This is a genomic window from Cellulomonas sp. URHB0016 (assembly GCF_054057935.1).
Map to the genome: position 1 here is coordinate 1271135 of NZ_JBSRZU010000001.1, position 21118 is coordinate 1292252.

The 21118-nt window shown below is 73.0% G+C and carries 14 protein-coding genes; 11 read left to right on the plus strand and 3 right to left on the minus strand.

Annotation, left to right across the window (positions count from 1 at the left end; all coding sequences use genetic code 11):
- Positions 1 to 137: 137 nt before the first annotated feature.
- From ACVW07_RS05960 to ACVW07_RS06005, 10 genes are all read left to right on the plus strand, one after another.
- Positions 138 to 2633 (plus strand): phosphoketolase family protein, encoded by a 2496-nt coding sequence (locus ACVW07_RS05960; protein ID WP_456818354.1) that lies wholly within the window; start codon positions 138 to 140, stop codon positions 2631 to 2633.
- 81 nt (positions 2634 to 2714) lie between these two features.
- Positions 2715 to 4823: a phosphate acetyltransferase gene (gene pta, locus ACVW07_RS05965; protein WP_456818355.1), complete on the plus strand. Its 2109-nt coding sequence runs from the start codon at positions 2715 to 2717 to the stop codon at positions 4821 to 4823.
- Positions 4820 to 6088 (plus strand): acetate/propionate family kinase, encoded by a 1269-nt coding sequence (locus ACVW07_RS05970; RefSeq protein WP_456818356.1) that lies wholly within the window; start codon positions 4820 to 4822, stop codon positions 6086 to 6088. Before pta ends, ACVW07_RS05970 begins: the two co-directional genes overlap by 4 nt.
- A 113-nt stretch (positions 6089 to 6201) precedes the next feature.
- Complete coding sequence (locus ACVW07_RS05975; protein WP_456818357.1) at positions 6202 to 7608, plus strand: cytochrome ubiquinol oxidase subunit I; 1407 nt, start codon at positions 6202 to 6204, stop codon at positions 7606 to 7608.
- 39 nt (positions 7609 to 7647) lie between these two features.
- Positions 7648 to 8703 (plus strand): cytochrome d ubiquinol oxidase subunit II, encoded by a 1056-nt coding sequence (gene cydB, locus ACVW07_RS05980; RefSeq protein ID WP_456818358.1) that lies wholly within the window; start codon positions 7648 to 7650, stop codon positions 8701 to 8703.
- Positions 8700 to 9467 carry a glucose 1-dehydrogenase gene (locus ACVW07_RS05985; RefSeq protein ID WP_456818359.1) on the plus strand — a complete coding sequence of 256 codons (768 nt, stop codon included), beginning with the start codon at positions 8700 to 8702 and terminating at the stop codon, positions 9465 to 9467. The genes cydB and ACVW07_RS05985 overlap by 4 nt, the downstream gene beginning before the upstream one ends.
- Before the next feature lies 1 nt (position 9468).
- Positions 9469 to 11022: a GMC family oxidoreductase gene (locus ACVW07_RS05990; protein WP_456818360.1), complete on the plus strand. Its 1554-nt coding sequence runs from the start codon at positions 9469 to 9471 to the stop codon at positions 11020 to 11022.
- A gap of 19 nt (positions 11023 to 11041) precedes the next feature.
- Positions 11042 to 12913 (plus strand): glycoside hydrolase family 15 protein, encoded by a 1872-nt coding sequence (locus ACVW07_RS05995; protein ID WP_456818361.1) that lies wholly within the window; start codon positions 11042 to 11044, stop codon positions 12911 to 12913.
- A 16-nt stretch (positions 12914 to 12929) separates the two neighbouring features.
- On the plus strand, positions 12930 to 14237 hold the full coding sequence (locus ACVW07_RS06000) for an NAD(P)/FAD-dependent oxidoreductase (protein WP_456818362.1): 1308 nt from the start codon (positions 12930 to 12932) through the stop codon (positions 14235 to 14237).
- A 177-nt stretch (positions 14238 to 14414) separates the two neighbouring features.
- Positions 14415 to 16580, plus strand: a complete 2166-nt coding sequence (locus ACVW07_RS06005) for an AAA family ATPase (protein ID WP_456818363.1) — start codon at positions 14415 to 14417, stop codon at positions 16578 to 16580.
- Positions 16581 to 16612: 32 nt separating this feature from the next.
- On the opposite strand, the gene ACVW07_RS06010 is transcribed toward ACVW07_RS06005, so the two are convergent.
- Positions 16613 to 18244, minus strand: a complete 1632-nt coding sequence (locus ACVW07_RS06010) for a succinic semialdehyde dehydrogenase (protein WP_456818364.1) — start codon at positions 18242 to 18244, stop codon at positions 16613 to 16615.
- Between the two features lie 225 nt (positions 18245 to 18469).
- Between ACVW07_RS06010 and ACVW07_RS06015 the strand changes: the two genes are divergently transcribed.
- Positions 18470 to 19078 (plus strand): hypothetical protein, encoded by a 609-nt coding sequence (locus ACVW07_RS06015; RefSeq protein WP_456818365.1) that lies wholly within the window; start codon positions 18470 to 18472, stop codon positions 19076 to 19078.
- 17 nt (positions 19079 to 19095) lie between these two features.
- Here the strand turns inward: ACVW07_RS06015 and ptsP are convergent, their stop codons facing one another.
- Both ptsP and ACVW07_RS06025 read right to left on the minus strand, forming a co-directional pair.
- The gene (gene ptsP, locus ACVW07_RS06020; RefSeq protein WP_456818366.1) at positions 19096 to 20808 is read right to left on the minus strand and encodes a phosphoenolpyruvate--protein phosphotransferase; all 1713 of its coding nucleotides are present in this window, start codon (positions 20806 to 20808) and stop codon (positions 19096 to 19098) included.
- Entirely contained in the window at positions 20805 to 21104 is a 300-nt protein-coding gene (locus ACVW07_RS06025; RefSeq protein ID WP_456818367.1) for an HPr family phosphocarrier protein, read from the minus strand. The genes ptsP and ACVW07_RS06025 overlap by 4 nt, the downstream gene beginning before the upstream one ends.
- Between the last annotated feature and the right edge of the window lie 14 nt (positions 21105 to 21118).

Here is a 21118-nt window from a genome sequence, read left to right on the forward strand (position 1 = left end):
CAGGTGGGCGTCGACGTGACCCGACAGGGGGTTCGCCGGGACGTACGTCCCGGGTCGCGGCCCCCGCCCACGCAAGGCTGGCATCGGCGCCGGCGGCACACCGTCGGAGAAGTCTCGGACGATCACGGGGAGCACGCATGAGCACGACGACGTCGGCGTCCACCACCTGGCGCACCGGTACGGGCGGGGTGGTCGACAACGAGACGCTCGAACGCATCGACAAGTGGTGGCGGGCCGCGAACTACCTGTCCGTCGGTCAGATCTACCTGCTCGACAACCCGCTGCTGCGCGAGCCGCTCACCCGGGACCACGTCAAGCCGCGGCTGCTCGGCCACTGGGGCACGACCCCGGGCCTGAACTTCCTGTACGCGCACCTCAACCGCGCCATCGCGGAGCGCCAGCAGTCGACCGTCTACATCATCGGCCCGGGCCACGGCGGCCCGGGGCTCGTCGCGAGCGCCTACCTCGACGGCACGTACTCCGAGGTGTACCCGGACATGACGGAGGACGAGGAGGGCCTGCGGCGGCTGTTCCGGCAGTTCTCGTTCCCGGGCGGCATCCCGTCGCACGTCGCGCCCGAGACGCCCGGCTCCATCCACGAGGGCGGCGAGCTCGGCTACGCGCTCTCCCACGCGTACGGGGCGGCGTTCGACAACCCCGACCTGCTCGTCGCGACGATCGTCGGCGACGGCGAGGCCGAGACCGGGCCCCTGGCCACGAGCTGGCACTCCAACAAGTTCGTCAACCCCGAGCAGGACGGCGTGGTGCTGCCGATCCTGCATCTCAACGGCTACAAGATCGCCAACCCCACGGTGCTCGCCCGGATCAGCGACGACGAGCTGCACTCGCTCATGGTCGGCTACGGGCACAAGCCGCACGTGTTCGTCGCCGGGTTCGACGACGAGTCGCACGTCGACGTCCACCGCCGGTTCGCGACGATGCTCGACGAGGTGCTGGACGAGATCGCCGAGATCAAGCAGCGCGCCCGGGAGGGCGACGAGCAGCGCCCCATGTGGCCGATGATCGTGTTCCGCACGCCCAAGGGCTGGACGGGCCCCGCGACGATCGACGGCAAGAAGACCACCGGCTCGTGGCGGGCCCACCAGGTCCCCCTCGCGAGCGCCCGGGACACCCCGGAGCACCTCGACGTGCTGCGGCAGTGGCTCGAGTCGTACCGGGTGGACGAGCTGTTCGACGAGAACGGCCGCCTGCACGACGACATCCGGTCGATCAACCCGGAGGGGCACCTCCGGATGAGCGACAACCCGCACGCCAACGGCGGGCTGCTGCTCAAGGACCTGCGGCTGCCGGACTTCCGGGAGTACGCGGTCGACGTGCCCACCCCCGGCGGCTCCATCAGCGAGGCGCCGCGCGTCCTCGGCCAGTGGCTGACCGACGTGGTCCGGCAGAACCCGGACAACTTCCGGATCTTCGGGCCCGACGAGACGGCGTCGAACCGTCTGGGGGCCGTGTTCGAGGTGACGGACAAGCAGTGGAACGCCGACTTCTACGGTGCCGACGTCGACGAGCACCTCGCCCGCGCCGGCCGCGTCATGGAGATGCTGTCCGAGCACCAGTGCCAGGGTTGGCTCGAGGGGTACCTGCTCACCGGGCGGCACGGGCTGTTCACCAGCTACGAGGCGTTCATCCACATCATCGACTCGATGTTCAACCAGCACGCCAAGTGGCTGAAGATCACCAACGAGATCCCCTGGCGGCGGCCCGTCGCGAGCCTCAACTACCTGCTGTCGAGCCACGTCTGGCGCCAGGACCACAACGGGTTCAGCCACCAGGACCCCGGGTTCATCGACCACGTGGTGAACAAGAAGGCCGAGGTCGTCCGGGTGTACCTGCCGCCGGACGCGAACACCCTGCTGTCCACGTACGACCACTGCCTGCGCAGCCGGCAGTACGTCAACGTGGTGGTGGCGGGCAAGCAGCCGGCTCCGAACTTCCTCACGATGGACGAGGCCGTCGCGCACTGCACCCGCGGCCTGGGCATCTGGGACTGGGCGGGCACGGAGGTGCCCGGCGAGTCGCCCGACGTGGTGCTCGCGGCCGCGGGCGACGTGCCCACCCTGGAGGTGCTGGCCGCGGCCGACATCCTCAAGCGCGAGCTGCCGGACCTCAAGGTGCGGGTCATCAACGTCGTCGACCTGATGCGGCTGCAGGACGAGCGGGAGCACCCGCACGGCCTGTCCGACCGGCAGTTCGACGGGCTGTTCACGCCCGACCGGCCCGTGGTGTTCGCGTACCACGGCTACCCGTGGCTGATCCACCGCCTGACGTACCGCCGCACGGGCCACAACAACATCCACGTGCGGGGGTACAAGGAGGAGGGCACCACCACGACGCCGTTCGACATGGTGATGCTCAACGACCTCGACCGGTTCCACCTCGTCATCGACGTCATCGACCAGGTCCCGCACCTGCGCACGGCGCAGGCCGGGCTCCGGCAGCGGATGGTCGACGCCCGCATCCGGGCGCGCGAGTACACCCGGGTGCACGGCGACGACCTGCCGGAGGTCCGTGACTGGGTGTGGCCCGACGCGGGCGAGACCGCCACCGAGGTCGGCGGCCCGCAGGCCGACTCCCCGTCCGCGACGGTGTCGACCGGCGGTGACAACGAGTAGCGCGTCCGACCTGCGCCCGGGCGGCCGGCGACCCGTCGGCCGCCCGGAACAGAACCACCACAGCACCTGGAGACGACCACCGTGGCCCGCAGCATCTACCTCACGTCCCCCGAAGGGGACTCCGGCAAGTCGGTCGTCGCCCTCGGCCTGGTCGACCTCCTGACGCGCACCGTGCAGCGGGTCGGGGTGTTCCGACCGGTCGCCCGGTCCACGGACACGCGGGACTTCGTCCTCGAGCTGCTGCTCGCGCACGACGGCGTGGACCTCACCTACGAGGAGTGCGTCGGCGTCACCTACGAGGACGTGCTCGCGGACCAGGAGGGAGCGCTCGGGGTCATCGTGCAGCGGTTCCACGACGTGGAACGCCGGTGCGACGCGGTCGTCGTGGTGGGCACCGACTACACGGACGTGGCGGGGCCGACCGAGCTCTCGTTCAACGGCCGCATCGCGGCCAACCTCGGCGCCCCCGTGGTGCTCGTCGTCAACGGGTCCGGCCGCAAGCCGGCGGCCGTGCACCAGATCGCCGAGATCGTCATCGCCGAGATGGACGCCAACCACGCCCAGGTGGTGGCGGTCGTGGCCAACCGGTGCGCGGCAGGGCTGGTCGACGACGTGCGCGCGGCGGTCGCCGAGGGGACCGGGCTGCCGTCGTTCGCGCTGCCCGAGAACTCCCTGCTCACCGCGCCGACGGTGCGGCAGGTGTCCGAGGCGGTCGGCGGCCGGCTGATCGCCGGCGACGAGGCCCTGCTGTCCCGCGAGGTGCTCGACATGCTGGTGGGCGCGATGTCGATCGAGCACCTGCTCGACCGCCTCGCGGACGGTGCCGTGCTGATCGCGCCCGGCGACCGGGCGGACATCCTGCTCGGGCTGCTGATGGCGCACCAGGCCGACGGGTTCCCCTCGCTGGCCGGCATCATCCTCAACGGCGGGTTCCGGCCACCGGACGTCATCACGCGGCTCATCTCCGGCCTCGGCACGCGCCTGCCGATCATCGCGACCGACCTCGGCACGTTCCGGTCCGCGAGCGCCGCCGCCGCCGTCCGCGGCCGGCTGTCCGCGGACTCGCAGATCAAGGTCGACACCGCCCTCGCGCTGTTCGAGGAGCACGTGGACGGCGCTGCGCTCCTCGCCGCCCTCGACGTCGCCCACCCCGAGGTCGTCACGCCGCTGATGTTCGAGTACGCGCTGCTCGACCGGGCCCGGTCGGACCGCAAGCACGTCGTGCTGCCCGAGGGCGAGGACGACCGGATCCTGCGGGCCGCCTCCACGCTGCTGCGCCGCGGGGTCGCCCGGCTGACGATCCTCGGCGACGAGACGGCGATCCGCGCGCGCGCCACGGAGCTCGGGCTGGACCTCGCGGAGGCGGCGGTCGTCGACCCGCACACCGACCCGCTGCTGGAGAGGTTCGCCGCCGAGTACACCGAGATGCGCCGGCACAAGGGCATGACGGTCGAGCGGGCGCGGGAGATCGTCCCGTCCGTCTCGTACTTCGGCACGATGATGGTGCAGCTCGGGCTCGCGGACGGGATGGTGTCGGGGGCGGCCCACACCACCGCGCACACCATCAAGCCGGCGTTCGAGATCATCAAGACGGAGCCGGGGGTCGGGAGCGTGTCGAGCGCGTTCCTCATGTGCCTGGAGGACCGGGTGCTCGTCTACGCCGACTGCGCCGTCATCCCGGACCCGACGGCCGAGCAGCTCGCGGACATCGCGATCTCGTCGGCCGCGACCGCGGTGCAGTTCGGCATCGAGCCGCGGATCGCGATGCTCTCGTACTCCACCGGCGCGTCCGGCTCGGGTGCCGACGTCGACAAGGTCCGCGCCGCGACCGAGCTGGTCCGGTCCCGCCGGCCCGACCTCTCGGTCGAGGGCCCGATCCAGTACGACGCCGCCGTGGACGCCTCCGTGGCGCAGACCAAGCTGCCGGACTCGACCGTGGCCGGCCGCGCGACCGTGTTCGTGTTCCCCGACCTCAACACGGGGAACAACACCTACAAGGCGGTGCAGCGCTCGGCGGGCGCCGTCGCGATCGGCCCCGTGCTGCAGGGGCTGCGCAAGCCCGTGAACGACCTGTCGCGCGGAGCGCTCGTGCAGGACATCGTCAACACCGTCGCCATCACGGCGATCCAGGCGCAGGCGCTGGCCGGCGCCGCGGCGCCGACCGACCCCACGGAGGCGACCGTCCGATGACCCAGCAGCACGCGCACGGCACGGTCCTGGTGGTGAACTCCGGCTCGTCGTCCATCAAGTACCAGCTCGTCGACCCCGTCGGCGGTACGGCGGTCGCGTCGGGCATCGTCGAGCGGATCGGTGAGGACGCGGGGGTGGTGAAGCACAGCTTCGGCGACACGACCGTCGAGCGGACCGATCCGGTGCCGGACCACGACGCCGGGCTGCGCGCGGTCCTCGCGCTGTTCGACGAGGTGGGTCCGCACCTGGCCGACGCGCACGTGATCGCCGTGGGCCACCGCGTGGTGCACGGCGGCTCGACGTTCACGGGACCGGCGGTGGTCGACGACGACGTGATCGCGAGGATCGATGCGCTGTCCCCGCTCGCCCCCCTGCACAACCCGCCGAACCTCACGGGCATCCGGGTGGCCCGCGAGCTGCTGCCCGACGTGCCGCACGTGGTCGTGTTCGACACGGCGTTCTTCCACACGCTGCCCGACGCGGCGGCGACGTACGCGATCGACACCGAGGTCGCGCACCGGTACGGGGTGCGGCGGTACGGGTTCCACGGCACGTCCCACCAGTACGTGTCGCGCGAGGTGGCCCGGGTGCTCGGACGGCGCCTCGAGGATCTCAACCAGATCGTGCTGCACCTGGGCAACGGGGCGTCGGCCTCGGCGGTGCGCGGTGGCGTGGCCGTCGAGACGTCGATGGGCCTGACGCCGCTCGAGGGCCTCGTGATGGGCACCCGCTCGGGGGACATCGACGCGGCGGTGCTCATCCACCTGCAGCGCAACGCCGGGATGTCCGTCGACGACGTCGACGACCTGCTCAACCGCCGCTCGGGCCTCAAGGGGCTCGCGGGCGAGAACGACTTCCGGTCGCTGCACGAGCTCATCGACTCCGGCGACGAGGCCGCGCAGAGGGCGCTCGACGTGTACATCCACCGCCTGCGCAAGTACATCGGTGCCTACGTCGCGGTGCTGGGCCGGGTCGACGCGATCACGTTCACCGCCGGGGTCGGTGAGAACGACCACGTCGTCCGTGCGCTCGCCTGCGCCGGCCTGGAGCCGCTCGGCATCGCGCTCGACCCACAGCGCAACACGGGCCGCAAGAAGGTGCCCACCGTCGTCTCCGCGGACTGGGCGAGCACGCGCGTGCTGGTGGTGCCGACGAACGAGGAGCTCGCGATCGCCCGGCAGGCCGTCGAGACCATCGAGGCGGCAGGTCTGGAGGGCACGAGCGACGAGTCGGACCCGGCGCCGGCGGTGGCCCGTCACGCGTGAGGTCTTTCACCCTGTTGGTGTGATGTCGTTCCTCGCCGTCACTGTGACGCTCGTGGAGAAGTCGTCCTCGTCGGCGTGACCGCGGGACGCCGCGACCTCCGGGGGGAGCTGCGATGTCCGAGCTCGACCTCGCCCGCCTGCAGTTCGCGTCGACGAGCATCTACCACTTCTTCTTCGTGCCGGTCACGATCGGGCTGGCGTTCCTGGTCGCGGTCCTGCACACCCTGTGGTTCCGGTCCGGGCACGCGGACCACCGCCGGCTGACGCGGTTCTTCGGCACCCTGCTGCTCATCAACGTGGCCGTCGGCGTCGTGACGGGCCTCGTGCAGGAGTTCCAGTTCGGGATGAACTGGTCGTCGTACTCCCGGTTCGTGGGTGACGTGTTCGGCGCCCCGCTGGCGATGGAGGGACTGGCGGCGTTCTTCCTGGAGTCCACCTTCATCGGCCTGTGGGTGTTCGGGTGGCGGGTGCTTCCGCCGCGGGTCCACCTGCTGTCCGCGTGGCTGGTCGCGCTCGGCGCCGCCGGGTCGGCGGCGTTCATCATGGCCGCCAACTCGTGGATGCAGCACCCCGTCGGGTACGAGATCGACTCCTCGACGGGCCGCCCGGTCCTGAACGACATCGGCGCCGTGATGACCAACCCCGTGTTCCTGTGGGGCTACCTGCACGTGGTGCTCGCGGCGGCCGTGACGGGGACGTTCGTGATGCTCGCGGTGTCCGCCTGGCACCTGCGCCGGGAACGGGACGTCGAGCTGTTCACCCGGTCCGCCAAGCTCTCGCTGGCCGTGCTGCTGCCGGCGATCCTGCTCACGCTCGGCGTCGGGAGCCACCTCGGCGTCATCGAGGCGACCTACCAGCCCATGAAGATCTCCGCGGCCGAGGCACAGTGGACGGACTGCGGGCCGTGCTCGTTCTCCGCGTTCCAGATCGGCGGCGGGAAGAACGACCAGGACCCCACGAAGATCATCGAGATCCCGCACCTGCTGTCGCTGCTGGCCACCGGGACCCTCAACGGCTCGGTGCAGGGAATGAACGAGCTCAACGCGCAGTACCAGGAGGAGTTCGGGCCCGGTGACTACGTGCCCAACGTCTTCGTCCAGTACTGGTCGATGCGCGTGATGGCGTACCTCGGCTCGCTCGCCGCCCTGCTCGCGCTGTGGGGCGTGTGGCTGTGGTGGCGCGGCCGGCTGCCCCACGCCCGCGTGTTCCTGTGGGTCGCGACCTGGGCGGCCGCGGCGCCGCTCGTGATGAACACCGCGGGCTGGATGCTCACCGAGAACGGCCGCCAGCCCTGGATCGTGCAGGGCCTCATGACGACGGCCGACGGCGTGTCGCCGTCGGTCAGCAGCGCCGAGATCGTCCTCAGCCTCGTCATCTTCTACGGCGTGTTCCTGCTGCTCGGGGCGGTGAACGTGTTCCTCATGCTGCGGTTCGCCCGACGCGGTCTCGAGCTGGAGCCCGACGAGCCCGACGAGCCGGTGGACGACGGGCAGCCGCGCGTCCCCGTGCTCACGTTCTGACCCTCGACCTGATCCGCGACGAGCGACTGGGAGAAGCCGATGGACCTGCCGGTCGTGTGGTTCTGGGTGGTCGCATTCCTGTGGACGGGGTTCTTCGTCCTCGAGGGGTTCGACTTCGGGGTCGGGATCCTGCACAAGGTCGTCGGACGCACCGACACCGAGCAGCGGGTGGCGATCAACACGATCGGGCCGTTCTGGGACGGCAACGAGGTGTGGCTCGTGGTCGGCGGTGCGGCCATCTTCGCGGCCTTTCCCGGCTGGTACGCCACCTGGTTCTCGGCGCTCTACCTCGCCGTCGTGGTGCTGGTGGTGGCGCTCATGGCACGCGGGGTCTCGTTCGAGTTCCGCGGCCGCATGGACTCGGCCCGGTGGCGGCACACGTGGTCGTGGTGCCTGACCGTCGGCAGCGCGCTGTGCCCGCTGCTGCTGGGGATCGCGCTCGGCAACCTCCTGGCCGGCCTGCCGGTGGCCGCCGACGAGGAGTTCACCGGGACGGTCGCCGACATCGTCACCGGGTACGGCCTGCTCGTCGGCGTGACGATGCTGGCGCTGTGCGTCCTGCACGGGGCCACGTTCCTCGTGCTGAGGACCGACGGCCTCGTCCGCGCCCGGGCGCATCGCGTCGCGTCCGTCGCCCTGTGGCCCACGGCGCTGCTGCTGGTGGCGTTCGCCGTCTGGACGCCCACCCTGTCCGACGCCCCGGCGCTGCGCAGCATCGGGCCGCCGGTGGCCGCGCTCGTCGCCGTGCTGGCCGCCGTCGCCCTCCTGCGGGCGCACCGCGACGGCTGGTCGTTCGCGGCCACCGCTGTCGGTATGGCGCTCACGGTCGGGTCGGTCTTCACGAACCTGTACCCGAACGTGCTGGTGTCGAGCACCGACCCGGCGAACACGCTCACGGTCACGGGGACCGCCTCCGGGCAGTACGCCCTGCAGGTCATGACGGTCGTGGCCGCGTTCCTCGTGCCGATCGTCCTGCTCTACCAGGCCTGGTCGTACGTCGTCTTCCGGCGACGTGTCACCGGCCCGCCGCCACCCGGACCGGCAGTCCCGACCCCGGGACCGCCCGCACCTCTCGACGAAGGAGCCCTCACATGACGCTGCACGGGAAGGTGGCCGTGGTCACCGGCGGGAACAGCGGGATCGGCAAGGCGGTGGTCCTCGCCCTCGCGGCGGCGGGCGCGAGCATCGTCATCGACTACGTGGCGGACCCCGAGGCGACCGAGGACCTCGAGAAGCAGGTCGCCGCCCTCGGCGAGCAGGCGATCGGCGTGGACGCCGACGTCAGCAAGGTCACGGACCTGGAGATGCTGGTCGCGAAGACGGTGGAGGCGTTCGGCCGGCTGGACATCATGGTGAACAACGCCGGCATCGAGACCCGCACGTCGATCCTCGACACCACCGAGGCGCAGTACCAGCGCGTGATGGACATCAACCTCAAGAGCGCGTTCTTCGGCACCCAGCTCGCCGCGAAGCAGATGATCAAGCAGGGCACGGGCGGCCGGATCATCAACATGACCTCGGTGCACGAGGACTGGCCGATGCCGGGCAACACGCCGTACTGCCTGTCCAAGGGCGGCATGCGGATGCTCACTCGGACCGCCGGCGTGGAGCTGGGGCCGCAGGGCGTCCAGGTGGTCGGTGTGGGCCCCGGCGCCGTGGCGACCCCGATCAACACCTCCACCATGAACGACCCGGAGAAGATGAAGACGCTCGACGCCGCGATCCCCCTGGGACGGATGGCCGAGCCCAGCGAGATCGCCAGCCTGGTCGCGTTCCTCGCCGACGAGGGCGCCTCGTACCTCACCGCCACGACGGTCTTCGCCGACGGCGGCATCATGCACAGCAGCCCGGGACTCTGAGATGACCGACCACTACGACGTCGTCATCATCGGCTCGGGCGCGGGTGGCGGGACCCTCGCGCACCGGCTCGCCCCGTCGGGCAAGAAGGTCCTCCTGCTCGAGCGCGGTGACTGGCTGCCCCGCGAGATCGAGAACTGGGACGCCACGGCGGTGTTCGTCGACAACCGCTACGTGTCGGAGGACACCTGGTACGACGCCCACGGCAAGGCGTTCCAGCCGCAGATCCACTACAACGTGGGCGGCGCGACGAAGTTCTACGGTGCGGCGCTGTACCGGCTGCGCGAGCAGGACTTCGGGGACCTGCACCACCACGGCGGACTCTCCCCGGCGTGGCCCATCGGGTACGACGAGCTCGAGCCGTACTACGCGCAGGCCGAGGACCTCTACCAGGTGCACGGCGCCCGCGGCGAGGACCCCACGGAGCCGCCGTCGAGCGGCCCGTACCCGTACCCGCCGGTGTCCCACGAGCCGCGCATCCAGCGGCTGTTCGACGACCTGGCGGCGATCGGCCTGCACCCGTTCCACTCGCCGTCCGGGGTCCAGCTCGACGAGGCGAACCTGGCGTTCAGCACGTGCATCCGCTGCGGCACCTGCGACGGGTTCGCGTGCCTCCTGCAGGCCAAGTCCGACGCCGACGTGGTCGCCGTGCGGCCGGCGATCCGGCACCCGAACGTGACGCTGGTGCGCAACGCGGAGGTCCGCCGGCTGGAGACGGACGCGAGCGGGCGGACGGTCACCGCCGTCGTCGCGGAGGTCGACGGCGAGGAGCAGCGGTTCACCGGGGACGTCGTCGTGGTGTCCGCCGGGGCCGCCAACTCGGCGCGCCTGCTCCTGGCCAGCGCGAACGACCAGCACCCGAACGGCCTGGCGAACGGCTCCGACCAGGTGGGCCGGAACTACATGTTCCACAACAGCCGCGCGTTCCTGGCCATCTCGTTGGAGCGCAACGACACCCGGTTCCAGAAGACGCTCGGCGTCAACGACTACTACTTCGGCGACGAGGCGTTCCCCTACCCGATGGGCAACGTGCAGATGGTCGGCAAGTCGTCGGCCCCCATGTACCGCGGCGAGAAGCCCGTCGAGGCGAAGCTCGCGCCCCTGTTCGCGCTGCAGGACGTCGCCGAGCACGCCGTCGACTTCTGGCTGTCGTCGGAGGACCTGCCCGAGCCGGACAACCGGGTGACGTTGAACGCCGACGGGCGCGTGGTGCTCAGCTACACCCCGAACAACCGGCGGCCGCTCGAGGAGCTCTACAGCCGGGTCAAGGACAACCTCGGCCACCTCGGCATGCACCCGCACCACCTGGTGCCGCGTGACCTCTACATGAAGAACGACATCCCGGTGGCCGGCTGTGCGCACCAGGCGGGCACCGTGCGGTTCGGCAACGACCCCACGGCGTCGGTGCTGAACGCCGACTGTCGCGCGCACGAGGTCGACAACCTCTACGTCGTCGACACGAGCTTCTTCCCCAGCATCGGCGCCGTGAACCCGGCGCTCACCGCGATGGCCAACGCCCTCCGTGTGGGCGACCACCTGCTCGCCCGACTCGGCTGACCCGACCCCAGGAGCACCGGTGACCTCCAACACGCCCGCCTCGCCCTTCCCGCCGATCGCCGAGTACGCGTTCCTGTCCGACTGCCACACGGGCGCGCTGGTTGCGCCGGACGGCTCCGTCGACTGGCTGTGCGTGCCTCGGTTCGACAGCCCCAGCGTGTTCGGCAGCCTGCTCGACCGCGGCGCCGGGTCCTTCCGGTTCGCCCCCTACGGGATCAACGTGCCGAGCTCGCGTGCCTACGACCCGGGCACGAACGTGCTCGTCACGACGTGGCACGCCCAGGGCGGCTGGGTCGAGGTCCGGGACGCGCTCGAGATGGGTCCCCGCACGGGCGAGGACGAGACGACCCCGCACACCCGCCCGCCGGCGGACGACGACGCCCAGCACGTGCTCCTGCGGACGGTGACGTGCCTCGCGGGGCAGGTCGAGATCGAGCTCGTCTGCGAGCCCGCGTTCGACTACGGCCGGACGCGCGGCACGTGGACCCTGGACGCCCCCGGCAGCGGGACCGCGGACATCGCCGTCGGCGACGTGCACCTGCGGCTGCGCACCGACCTCGCGCTCGGCGTGGAGGGCGGCGACACCGTGCGTGGCCGCCACGTGCTGGACGCGGGCGACACCGCGTTCGCGTCGCTGTCGTGGGCGGCGTCCCTGGACGGTCCACGGGACGCCGCCGACGCGACCGCACGCATGGACACCACCCGGGAGTTCTGGCGCCGGTGGCTGAGCCGCGCCCGGATGCCCGACCACCGGCTGCGCCCGTACGTCGAGCGGTCGGCGCTCGTCATCAAGGGGCTGACGTACATGCCGACGGGTGCGACGGTCGCCGCGCTCACCACGTCGCTGCCGGAGACGCCGGGCGGGGAGCGCAACTGGGACTACCGCTACACGTGGATCCGCGACTCGACGTTCACGCTGCAGGCCCTGCACTACCTGCTGCTGGACTGGGAGGCCGACGAGTTCATGCAGTTCGTCGCCGACGTCGAGCCGAACGAGGACGGCGCGCTGCAGATCATGTACGGCATCGACGGCCGCCGGGACCTCACGGAGACCACGCGCGACGACCTCACCGGCTACCAGGACGCCCGGCCCGTCCGGATCGGCAATGGCGCGTTCGACCAGCGGCAGAACGACGTGTTCGGCTCGGTGCTCGACTCGATCCTGCTGCACACGCACCGCAGCGAGCGGCTGCCCGCACGTCTGTGGCCGCTCGTGCAGGCCCAGGCCGAGTGCGCCGCCGCGGTCTGGCAGGAGCCCGACCAGGGCATCTGGGAGGCCCGCGGCAAGCCGCAGCACTACGTCTCGTCGAAGATCATGTGCTGGGTGGCGATGGACCGGGCCGCGCAGCTCGCGGGCATCCGCGGCGAGCCCGACCTCCAGGCACAGTGGGCCGCGACGGCCGACGAGATCAAGGCCGACATCCTCGAGCACGGCGTGAGCGACCGCGGCGTGCTCCGCCAGCACTACGACACCGACGCGCTCGACGCGTCGACCCTGCTGGCCGCGCACTTCGGCATGCTCCCCGGCACCGACGCGAGGCTGCACGCCAGCGTCCTCGCGATCGCCGACGAGCTGTCCGAGAACGGGTTCGTGCTGCGCTACCGCACCGACGAGACGGACGACGGGATGTCCGGCAAGGAGGGCACGTTCGTCATCTGCTCGTTCTGGCTGGTCTCGGCCCTCATGGTCGTCGGCGAGGAGCAGCGGGCGCTGGACCTCATGGAGCGGCTGCTGCGCATCGCGTCGCCGTTCGGGCTGTACGCCGAGGAGTTCGAGGTGGACGCCGCGCGGCACCTCGGCAACTTCCCGCAGGCGTTCTCGCACCTCGCGCTCGTCGAGGCCTCGGCCCGGATCATCCTGGCCGAGCGGGTGCGGGAGATGTCGCTGTGACCACGGAGGAAAGGCGATGACCACCGCGCTCGTGCTCGGCGGCGGGTTGGCGGGCGTCGCGGCCGCACAGGTCCTCGGCCGGAACGCCGTGACGACCACGCTGGTGGACCGCGCCGACTACCACCAGTTCCAGCCGCTGCTCTACCAGGTGGCGACGTCCCAGCTGCCCGCCGAGGACGTCGCGCGGCCGCTGCGCACCATCTTCGCGGCGGAGGCGGACGTCGACGTCCTCGTCCAGGACGTGGTCGCCGCCTCCTTCGCGGACCGCAGCCTGACGCTCGCCGACGGCCGCACGCTCACTGCCGACCACCTGGTGGTCGCTGCGGGCGGGCGCCCGAACTTCTTCGGCATCCCGGGCGCGCAGGAGCACGCGTTCCCCCTGTACTCCGTGGCGGACGCCGAACGGCTGCGCCGCCACCACCGCGCGCTCGTCACACAGGCCGCCGGGTCCCCGGTCGAGCCGGGCGGCCTGGACGTCGTGGTGGTCGGCGGCGGTCCCACGGGCGTGGAGGTGTCCGGCGCCCTCGCCGAGCTGTTCACCGCGCTGCGCAAGGCCGGCAGGCTGCCCGACGAGGGTCGCGTGCACCTCGTCGACCGCGGCGCGGCTGTGCTCGGGCCGTTCTCCAGGCGCGCGCAGGAGTACGCCCACCGCAAGCTCACCGACGACGGCGTGCTGCTGCGCCTCGGCACCGGGGTCGACGCGGTCCACCCGGACCACGTCGAGCTCAGCGACGGCACCCACCTGCCCACCCGGACCGTCATCTGGGCGGGCGGCGAGACGGGACCGGAGATCGCCCAGGCCGCAGGCGCATCGACCGGCCGCGGGCGCCGGCTCGACGTGCGCCCCGACCTCGCCGTCGACGGTTTCCGGGGCGTGTGGGCGGTCGGTGACGTGGCGAACGTCCCGTCCGGCCCCGGCGAGGGCGCACCGGCGCTCCCCCAGCTCGGCTCGGTCGCCCAGCAGTCGGGGCGGTGGGCAGGCGAGAACATCCTGCGCACCACCCGCGGCCAGGCGACCGAGCCGTTCCACTACAAGGACAAGGGCATCATGGCGATGATCGGCCGCAACGCGGCCGTCGCCGAGGTCGGCGCCCACCGGCACGAGGTCGACGGCCCGCTCGCGTTCGCCGCGTGGCTCGGGGTGCACGCGATGCTGCTGAGCGGCGTGCACAGCCGCACGGACGCGTTCCTCAGCTGGGCCTGGGACTACTTCGACCGCGACCATGCCGCCACCGTCGAGTCCCACGACTCACCACGACGGATCGCCTGGGGCGACGCCGCGGACGACGTCCCGCACATCGACGTCGGGGCGACCACGGCCTGAAGGCAGCCGACCAGCACGGGTACGGCCCGGGGGCCTGGCGGCCGCGGAGGCGTCGTGACCATCCCGACCTTCCGAGGTACCGTCCAGGTCGTGGGTCAGAAACGTCCCGAAAGACGCAGCTCGTCCCCCCACGGTCCCGGCGCGCCCTCCTCCGCGCCCTCGGCGACGCCGTCTGCCGTGCCGACGTCCACGCCCGCCGGCCGCACCGCGCCGGCGCCGCGGTCCGCGCTCGTCGTCGTCCCGCGTGCCGCGTTGCTGGACCTGGTGACGGCGTCCCCGGCCCGGGTGGTGACCGTGATGGCGCCCGCCGGCTACGGCAAGACGACGTTGCTGACGCAGTGGGCGGACCGGGTGGGCGGGGCCGTCCGCGTGACGTGCCGGCCGGGCGCCGACGCCATAGGGCTGCTCTCTGCCGTCGCCCGCGCCGTCGACCCGGGGACCGTGCCCGCCACCGGGTCGTCCGTCATCGCGCAGCTCGGGTCCGCGCTCACCGACGGGCCCCCTCGCACGCTCCTCGTGGACGAGGTGCAGGACCTCACCGACCCTGCCGCCCTGGGGGCGCTCGCGGACCTCGTGGACCGCATGCCGCCCACCTGGCGGGTGGGACTCGCGTCGCGCACCCGACTGCCGCTGGCCACCGCCCGGCTGCGGGTCCACGGCGAGCTCCTCGAGCTCGGACCCGACGACCTCGTCCTCGACGTCGACGAGTCGGCCGACCTGCTGGCCGGTGCCGGCGTCGACCTCGACCTCGACGTCCTGGGTGACCTGCTCCGGAGGACCGAGGGCTGGCCGGTCGCCCTGTCGCTCGCGGCCATGGCGCTGCGCGAACCGTCCCCCCGACCGGGCACGGACACCCCGTTCACCGGGGACGACCGCTTCATGCGCGACTACCTGCGGGCGGAGGTGCTCGCCGGACTGTCCGCCCGCGACCTGTCCCTGCTGGTGCGGTGCTCGATCCTCGACGAGCTGTCCGGGCCCGTCTGCGACGCCCTGCTGCCCACCCGGTCGAGCGGTGCGGATCTCGAACGGCTCGCAGGCGCCGGTGTGGTCCTCGCGGTCGACCGCGGCGGCGAGCGCTACCGGTGCCATCCGCTGTTGCGCGACCTCCTGCGTGCGGAGCTGCACCGCCAGGAGCCGGCGCTGGTCCAGGACCTGCACCGGCGGGCCGCGACCTGGTACGCGTCCGCGGGCGCCGGAGGGATGGCCGTCGAGCACGCCCACGGCAGCGGGGACACTGCGCTGCTGGTCGACCTGGTGCTCGAGTGGGCGCAGCGCACGTGGGCCTCCGGGAGGGTGGACCGTGTCCGGGCATGGATGTCGTGGCTCGAGAGGGCGACGGACCTGGACACGTTCCCGGCCGTCGCCGCGCACGCCTCCCTGACGTTCGCGCTCGTCGGCGAACCGGTCCAGGCCGAGCGCTGGTCCGACCTGGCTGCGCGGGCGGCGCGCCCCGGCACGTTGCCCGACGGCAGCACCGTCGAGGGCACCCTCGCGTACCTCCGGGCGATCGAGGCGCGTGCCGGTGTCGACCAGATGCGGGCCGACGCGCAGCAGGGCTGGGCCGGGCTCTCGCCGGCCAGCCCGTTCCGGGCGACGATGCTGCACACCGAGGGCCTCGCCGCGCTCCTCGGTGGCGACCTCGACGAGGCAGACGCCCTGTTCACCGACGCCGCCGAGCTTGCGGAGGTGGCCGGTGCCGAGCCGCTCGCCGCCATCGCGCTCTGCGAGCGTGCCACGGTGGCGGCCGACCAGGACCGCTGGCGCGACGCGGAGGCACACGTGGCCCGTGCCGTCGAGGTCGTGCGCTCCGGGCGGTACGACGCCTACTGGACGAGCGCGCTCGTGCACGCGTGGGCGGGCCGGGTCGCGCTGCACGCGGGCGACCGCGGCCGGGCGCTGGCCCACCTGCGTCGCGCCCTGGCCCTGCGACCGCTGCTGACCCGCGCGCTCCCCGTCGTCTCGACCCAGGCGCTGGTGGAGACGGCCCGGGCGCTGGTGGGGCTCGGCGACGTGGTGTCGGCCGCCTCGGTGGTCCGTCAGGCGCAGGACGTCGTGCGCCGGCGGCCCGGGCTCGGCACCCTGCCGGCGCGGGTCGCCGCGGTGCACGTCCTCGTCCGGGACACCGCCGCGTCACCGCTGCTCGCGGACGTGCTGACCGCGGCGGAGATCCGGTTGCTCCCCTTGCTCTCGACGCACCTGACGTTCCCCGGGATCGCGGAACGGCTGGGCGTCTCGAGGAACACCGTGAAGACCCAGGCGATCTCGACGTACCGCAAGCTCGGGGTCTCGTCGCGAAGCGAGGCCGTGGCTCGTTGGGAGCACCTGGCCGCCCGCGGGACCTGACGCCGGCCGCCGTCACGGCAGGCCGGCCGCCGTCACGGCAGGCGGGCCGCCTTCATCGCCCGCAGCGCCTGCGAGTAGAGCCGCGGCCAGGTCTCGGTGCCGAGATCGAACAGCCGGTGCAGGCCGACCCCCGGGCCGCCGAGCACGCCGTGGACGCCGTGCTGGACCGCGACCGTCTGCAGCCTCGTCGTCTCCCACAGGCCCTCGCGGCCGTGCCGGTGCCCGAGGCCGGACGCCCCGACACCGCCCTGCGGCGCACCCATGGAGCCCCACGTGGACACGTAGCCCTCGTTGACGTTGACGGTCCCGGCCCGCACGCGCGCGGCGAGCGCGGCCCCGCGGCGCGTCCCCGCTGTCCAGATGCTCGCGTTGAGCCCGAACTCGCTGTCGTTCATGGCCGCCACGGCCTCGTCGTCGGACGCGACCCGGTACACGGAGACGACCGGCCCGAACGTCTCCTCGCGGAACACGCGTGCCTCCGGCGGTACGTCCACGAGGATCGTCGGCTCGTAGAACCAGGGGCCGAGGTCGGTGCGGTGCACGCCGCCGGCCAGCACCGTCGCGCCGTGCCCGAGGGCGTCCTCCACGTGCTCGACGACCGTCGCGAGCTGTGCGGCGGACGTGAGCGACCCCACGTCCGAGCGGTAGTCCAGCCCTGAACCCATCCGCAGCTCGCGGGCGCGCCGGACGAACGCCGCGAGGAACTCGTCGGCCACGTCCTCGTGCACGTAGATGCGCTCGATGCTGACGCACACCTGCCCGGTCCCGACGAAGCACGCGCGCACGGCACCCTCGGCGACGACCTCCACGTCGACGTCGGACGCGACGTACATCGGGTTCTTGCCCCCGAGCTCGAGGGTCACCGGCACCAGCCGCTCCCCCGCCTGGGCCGCCACGACCCGGCCGGTGCGCGTCGAGCCGGTGAAGCTCACGTGGTCCGCGTGCTCGACGACCGCGGCGCCGATCGTCGGGCCGTCGCCCACGACGACCTGCAGCAGCCCCTCGGGCAGGCCCGCGTCCTCCAGGAGCTCGGCGGCCCACAGCGCGGTGAGCGCCGTCTGCGGGTCGGGGCGCAGGAGGACGGCGTTGCCGGCGACCAGGGCCGGCAGCACGTCGCCGAGCGTCAGCGTCAGCGGGAAGTTCCACGGGGCGACGATGCCGACCACGCCGACCGGGTGCCGCAGCACCTTCGTCGTGGTGAGACCCGGGATGAGTCCGGGTACCCGACGGGGCGCGAGGTACCGGCCGGCGCGGACCGCGTAGTGGCGGGCGACGATGGCGATGTCGCACACCTCCTCGAACGCGGAGACGCGTGCCTTGCCCGCCTCGAGCTGGATGAGGTCGAGGACCTCGCCCTGCCGCTCCAGCACCAGGTCGTGCACGCGGGACAGGACCGCGGTGCGGTCCCGCAGGGGGCGTGCCGCCCACAGCCGCTGCGCCGCGCGGGCGTGCCGGGCCGCCCGAGCGACGTCCTGCGGGGTGGAGAGCGGCACCGCCGCGATGGGGCCACCGGTGAACGGGGCGTGCGACGTGTGGGTCGACGCACCCGGTGACGTCACCACGCGCTCGAGAAGGGTGCGGACGTCGTCGGGCTCCAGCACATAGGTGGCGAGCGGGTCGGTCTCCGGGTCGTGCAGCTCTGCGTGTCCGGGGTCGTGCGCCATGCGCGCCAGGGTACGCGCGCCGCGTGTGGATGCCACGTCGCTCACCCTGATGCGCGTGGCGTGCGGTGCGACGCCGGCCCGGGAGGAGCTGCACGCCCGTGCGCGCACGGCTGCCTCCTGGTCATGCACGTCGTCGGGCCTGCGCCGTCCGTCGGTCCGGCCCGCAGGTCGCACGGGCGTCGGCCGGTCAGCCCGCTGCGCGACCGGACGGGCCAGACTGACCAGATGATCGACCGGTACGACGGACACATCCTCGGCCTCGCCATGACGGACGGGCGCCGCATCGTCGTCGGCCGCTGGCTGTGCTCGCCCTGGCCGCCGTTCGCCGACGTGATGACGGAGGACGCCGCCGGGTGTCGCACCCTCCTCGCCCCGACGCGCGCGATCGCCGCCGAGGTCGCGGGCACGTACCTGTTCGACGAGGTCGTGGTCACACCTGTGCACGTGCGGTGCGACCCGGACGCCCGCCGGTGGGACGTGACGGCGGGACCCCTCGTCGCCGCCGTCGTGCTGGGCGGCCGGACGCCGCTCGGCCGGGCACTGGCCCTCGTGCCCCGACCGGTCGCACGGTCGCGCGCGTTCGCGACCGCGGTGGACCCCGTGGCGAGGGCCGTGCTCCCGGGCGTCCGCACACGTGGGACGGCCGGCGCCGGGCGCCGCGAGTGGTACGGCGCGGTCGACCAGCACGCGGTCACCGAGGCCAGTGCGACGTGGGACTCGACGCCGTGCGGCGGCCTGCTCCCGACGGTGCCGCCGGTCCGGTTCGGCTTCTCGTCGGTCCCCCGCCGGCCCACCGTCACGGCGGTGCGGACGACGATCCTGCGACCGGACTGACGGCTCGGCGACCCGGCTCAGAGGCCGAGCGTCTCGCGCACCTCCGGCGCCAGCAGCCCCACGACGGCCTCCCGGGCCGCGACCGCCGACTCCGCGGCGAGCGCGGCGGCGGCCATGGTGTGGCACTGCGCGGCGGTGTGGTGCCGCAGCGCGTAGCGAACGGCCGGTACGGCCCCCGCGGACATCGACAGGCTCGTCACCCCGAGCCCGACGAGGACGAGGGCGAGCACCGGGTCGGCAGCCGACTCCCCGCACACGCCGACGGGCTTGTGCGCCTCCGTCCCGGCGCGTGCGGTCGCGTCGACGAGGTCGAGCACGGCCGGCTGCCAGGGGTCGAGCAGGTCGGCGAGCTCGCCGCGGAGCCGGTCGGTGGCCATCGCGTACTGCGCGAGGTCGTTGGTCCCGAGCGAGACGAAGTCGACCTCCGCGAGGATCTCGCGCGCCCGCAACGCCGCGGCCGGCACCTCGATCATCACGCCGACCTTCGCGATGCCGTGCGCCCGGGCACGCGCGGCGAAGTCCCGGGCCTCGGCTGCGGTGGCGACCATCGGCGCCATCACCCACGGCGCCACGTCGGCCTGGGCCTGCGCGCGGCCGAGCGCGGAGAGCTGGGTCTCCAGCAGCTCCGGGTGGGTGCGGACCAGCCGGTAGCCGCGCACGCCGAGCGCCGGGTTCTCCTCGTCGGGCTGGGTGGCGAACGCGAGCGGCTTGTCGGCGCCCGCGTCGAGCGTCCGGACCACGACCTTGCGGTCGCCGAGTGCCTGCAGCGCCCGCACGTACGCCTGCGCCTGGTCCTCCTCGGTCGGCGCGGTGGCCCGTTCGAGGAAGAGCACCTCCGTGCGGAACAGGCCGACGCCCTCGACGGCCCCCGCGGCGACCCGCTCGGCGTCCTCGGCGGTCCCGATGTTGGCGAGGAGCTGCACCGCCCGGCCGTCGGCGGTGCCGCCCGGTGCGGTGTCGGCCGTGAGCGCCTGCTCGACCGCGGCGCGACGGTCGAGATCGGCGCGCTGGTCTCCGTCGGGCTCGGTCGTGACGGTCCCGGCAGCCGCGTCGACCGCCACCTCGACCCCGTCCACCAGCGCCGTCGCGCCGCCCACCCGCACCACGCAGGGCAGGCCGAGCTGCCCGGCGATGATGGCGGTGTGGCCGGTCGGCCCGCCGAGCTCCGTGACGATGGCCAGAACGTTCGCCAGGTCGAGGGCGGCGGTGTCGGCCGGGGCGAGGTCCCGGGCGACCACGACGGACGGCCGGTGCAGCTCGGGAACGCCCGGCGCCGGCAGGCCGAGCGCCCGGGCGACCACCCGGTCCCGCACCGACCGCAGGTCGGTGACGCGCTCGGCGAGGTAGCCGCCGGCCTGCTCGAACATCGTCGCGAACATCCGTATGACGCCGTCGACGGCGGCCACGACCGGCTCACCGGCGGCGATCCTCGCGAGCACCTGGCTGCGCAGCGCCTTGTCGTCGGCCATCTGCGCGGTCGCGGCGAGCACGTCCTTCACGGTGCCCGTGGCCCGCGAGGACTGCTCGCGCAGGCCCTCGGCGACGTCGGCGAACGCCCGGTCCACGACCTCCCGGGCCGTCTCGACGTCCGCGGGCACCCCGTCGACCAGCAGCGGCGTGTCGGCGGGCACGTGCGGTGCGGGCTGCACCTGCGCGACGGGCCCGACGATCCCCCGGCGGCCGACGCCGACGCCGTGCAGCACCCGCTGCTCGACGGTCGACGCGCTCACGACGCGCCGCCCGGCGAGGCCGTGGCGTCCTCGGCGTCCAGGTCCGTGGCGAGCAGCGCGACGAGGTCGTCGAGCACGCCGTCGGCGCCCTCGCCGTCCGCGGCGAGCGTCACCTCCTCGCCGTGCGGGACCCCGAGGGACATGACGAACAGGATGCTCCCGGCGTCGACGGGCTCACCGCCGGGGCGGGCGATCGTGACCGGGACGCCGCTGGCGGCGACGGCCTGCGTGAACAGCATCGCGGGACGGGCGTGCAGGCCGACGCGGGACGCGACGACGACGGTGCGCTGGACCATGTGACTGCTCCTGA